Source organism: Rhizobacter sp. P2_H2 (genome assembly GCF_056403375.1).
The window spans coordinates 1-3,159 of sequence record NZ_JBFUFP010000645.1; the positions used below are offsets into that span (position 1 = coordinate 1).

Sequence of the window (3,159 nt, forward strand, 5' to 3'; positions counted from 1 at the left end):
GGACAAGCAGTACCTGGTCGGCTTCGCCCAGCTGCCTGATGCGGCCTCGCTGGACCGCACCGAAAGCGTGATCCGCCGCATGTCGGAGATCGCGCAATCGGTGCCGGGCGTCAAGAGCTCGGTGGCCTTCCCGGGCCTGTCGATCCACGGCTTCATGAACGCGCCGAACTCGGGCATCGTGTTCTACACGCTCGACGACTTCGACAAGCGCAAGACCGCCAACCTGTCGAGCGGCGCGATCGCGGCCGAGGTGAACAAGCGCCTGGGCGCGATCCAGGACGCCTTCATCATGGTGTTCCCGCCGCCGCCGGTGAACGGCCTCGGCACCATCGGCGGCTTCAAGCTGTACGTCGAAGACCGCGCCAACCTCGGTCCCGACGCGCTGTACCAGGCGGTGCAGGCGCTGCAGATGAAGGCGTGGCAGACGCCGCAGCTGGCGGGCGTGTTCTCGGGCTACCAGATCAACGTGCCGCAGCTGAAGGCCGACGTCGACCGCACCAAGGCCAAGCAGCTGGGCGTGCCGCTGTCGGACATCTTCGACACGATGCAGATCAACCTCGGTTCGCTCTACATCAACGACTTCAACAAGTTCGGCCGCACCTACCAGGTGATCGCGCAGGCCGACGCCTCGTTCCGCTCCGACGCCTCGGCGATCGGGCAGTTCAAGGTGCGCAACGCGGCGCAGGAGATGGTGCCGCTGGGCAGCCTGGTGAACGTCAGCAACACCTACGGGCCGGACCGCGTCGAGCGCTACAACTCGTACATGGCGGCCGACTTCAACGGCGGCGCAGCACCGGGTGTGTCGTCGGGCCAGGCGCAGGACATCATGGCCAAGCTGGCGGCCGAGACGCTGCCGCGCGGCATCAGCTTCGAGTGGACCGACCTCACCTACCAGGAGATCCTGGCCGGCAACACGCTGGTGATCGTGTTCCCGCTGTGCGTGCTGCTGGTGTTCCTGGTGCTCGCCGCGCAGTACGAGAGCTGGACGCTGCCGCTGGCGGTGATCCTGATCGTGCCGGCGTCGATCCTGTGCGCGCTGCTCGGCGTCTACCTGACCAAGGGCGACAACAACATCTTCACGCAGATCGCGTTGTTCGTGCTGGTGGGGCTGGCGTCGAAGAACGCGATCCTGATCGTCGAGTTCGCCCGTGACCTGGAGCACCAGGGCAAGGGCATCGTCGAAGCCGCGCTCGAAGCCTGCCACCTGCGCCTGCGCCCGATCCTGATGACGTCGATCGCGTTCATCATGGGCGTGCTGCCGCTGGTGTTCTCGTCGGGCGCCGGATCCGAAATGCGCCACGCGATGGGCGTGGCGGTGTTCGCCGGCATGCTGGGCGTGACGCTGTTCGGCCTGTTCCTGACCCCGTTGTTCTACGTGCTGCTGCGCAAGCTCGCGGTGGCGATCGAAGGGCGCTCCGGCGCCGCCGCGGCGCCGGTGGCGCAYGAGGCGACCTGAGCGACGACAAGACCATGACACACACATTGTTCAAGACTTCCGCGCTGGTCACGGCGCTGGTGCTGGCCGGTTGCTCGCTGGCCCCGACGGTGCCGCAGCCCGACGTGGGCGTGCCGTCGGCCTACAAGGAGGTGACGGCCGTCGAAGGCAGCTGGAAGGCCGCCGCGCCGTCCGAGGCGCAGCAGCGCGGCGCCTGGTGGGTGACGTTCGGCGATGCGAAGCTGAATGCGCTCGAGGAGCAGGCCGCGAAGGCGAACCCGACGCTCGCGTCGGCCGCCGCCCGCGTCAAGGCGGCGCGTGCCTCGCTCGGCAGTGCCGAGGCCGACCGCTGGCCGCAACTCGGCCTGAATGCCGGCGCCACGCGCAGCCGCTCGGCGCCGGCGCAGGCCGGCGTGCCGGCCGGCACGCCGGTGTCGCCGTCCACCGTCTACACGGCCGGCCTGGGCGCGAGCTACGAGGTCGACCTGTTCCAGCGCGTGGGCAACGGCGTGAATGCCGCGCGGGCCGACGCCGAGCAGGTCGAGGCGAGCTACCGCTCGGTGCTGCTCGCGCTGCAGGCCGACGTGGCGCAGACGTATTTCGCGCTGCGTGCGCTCGATGCCGAAGCGGCCCAGCTCGATGCGACGCTCGCGCTGCGCACCGAGAACGTGCGCCTGATCGGCAAGCGCTTCCAGGCCGGCGACGTTGCCGAGCTCGACGTGGCGCGCTCGCGCACCGAGCTGTCGACGCTGCAGGCCGAGGTGGTCGCGTTGCGCGGCAGCCGCGCGCGGATCGAGCATTCGCTCGCGCTGCTGCTCGGCCAGGCCCCGTCGGGCTTCAGCTTCGAGAACCAGCCGCTCGCGCTCGACGCCAGCGTGCCGGTGGTGCCGCCGGGCCTGCCGTCGGCGCTGCTGGAACGCCGGCCCGACGTGACGGCCGCGCAGCGCAGCATGGCGGCGGCGACGGCACGGGTCGGCGTCGCGAAATCGGCGCTGTTCCCGGCACTCGCGCTGACCGCCAACGGCGGCTATGCGTCGAACGAGCTGAGCGAGCTGTTCAAGACCAACGCGCAGTCCTGGCTGACCAGCCTGGTGTTCTCGCTGCCGATCATCGACGGCGGGCGCAACAAGGCCGCGGTCAAGCGGGCCGAGGCGCAGCTCGAAGGCGCGGTGGCCGACTACCGGCAATCGGTGCTGACGGCCTTCGCCGACGTGGAAGACAACTTGTCCGGCCTGCGCTCGGTGCGCGAGCAGGTGGGCTTCACCGATGCGGCCGTGGCCTCGGCGCGCCGCGCCGCGGAGTTGGCCGACAAGCGCTACCGCGCCGGCGAAGACAGCTACCTGCAGCTGCTCGAAGCGCAGCGCGACCTGCTGACCATCGAGCGGCAGGCGGTGAAGCTGCGCGGCACCTGGGCCACGACCACGGTCGGCCTGATCCGCTCCCTCGGCGGGGGTTGGGAAACCACCCAGTGACACGGGGCCCGTTCATGCGGGCATGATGTCGGCCGATGTAAGACGACCCGCCCGAGCGCGACTCAGGCGGGTCGTTTCATCTTTTCACCGATGGCGACGCCATCCCTGAACCCCGATAGGAGAACCGCATGAACAACCGTCTGATCGCTTCATCCGCCCTCGCTTCCGTGCTGGCCCTGGGCTTGCTGGGCCAGGCCCAGGCTGCCGACGAGAAGGCCAAGGAGAAGTGCTTCGGCATCGCGAAGGCCGGCC

The 3,159-nt window shown here is 69.5% G+C and carries 3 protein-coding genes; all 3 read left to right on the forward strand.

Going from position 1 to position 3,159, the window contains the following annotated elements; all coding sequences use genetic code 11:
• On the forward strand, positions 1-1,456 hold a 1,456-nt coding region (locus AC1D15_RS23970; RefSeq protein ID WP_477827940.1), incomplete at its 5' end, for an efflux RND transporter permease subunit.
• A gap of 14 nt (positions 1,457-1,470) precedes the next feature.
• The gene (locus AC1D15_RS23975; RefSeq protein ID WP_477827941.1) at positions 1,471-2,907 is read left to right on the forward strand and encodes an efflux transporter outer membrane subunit; all 1,437 of its coding nucleotides are present in this window, start codon (positions 1,471-1,473) and stop codon (positions 2,905-2,907) included.
• Positions 2,908-3,035: 128 nt separating this feature from the next.
• Positions 3,036-3,159, forward strand: a 124-nt coding sequence (bufA1, locus tag AC1D15_RS36700) for a BufA1 family periplasmic bufferin-type metallophore (RefSeq protein WP_489739963.1), incomplete at its 3' end; no start/stop codon positions are given.

Bases quoted from the DNA above. Each gene is read 5' to 3' on its own strand.
- AC1D15_RS23975 (WP_477827941.1), top strand. From the start codon at position 1,471: ATGACACACACATTGTTCAAGACTTCCGCGCTGGTCACGGCGCTGGTG.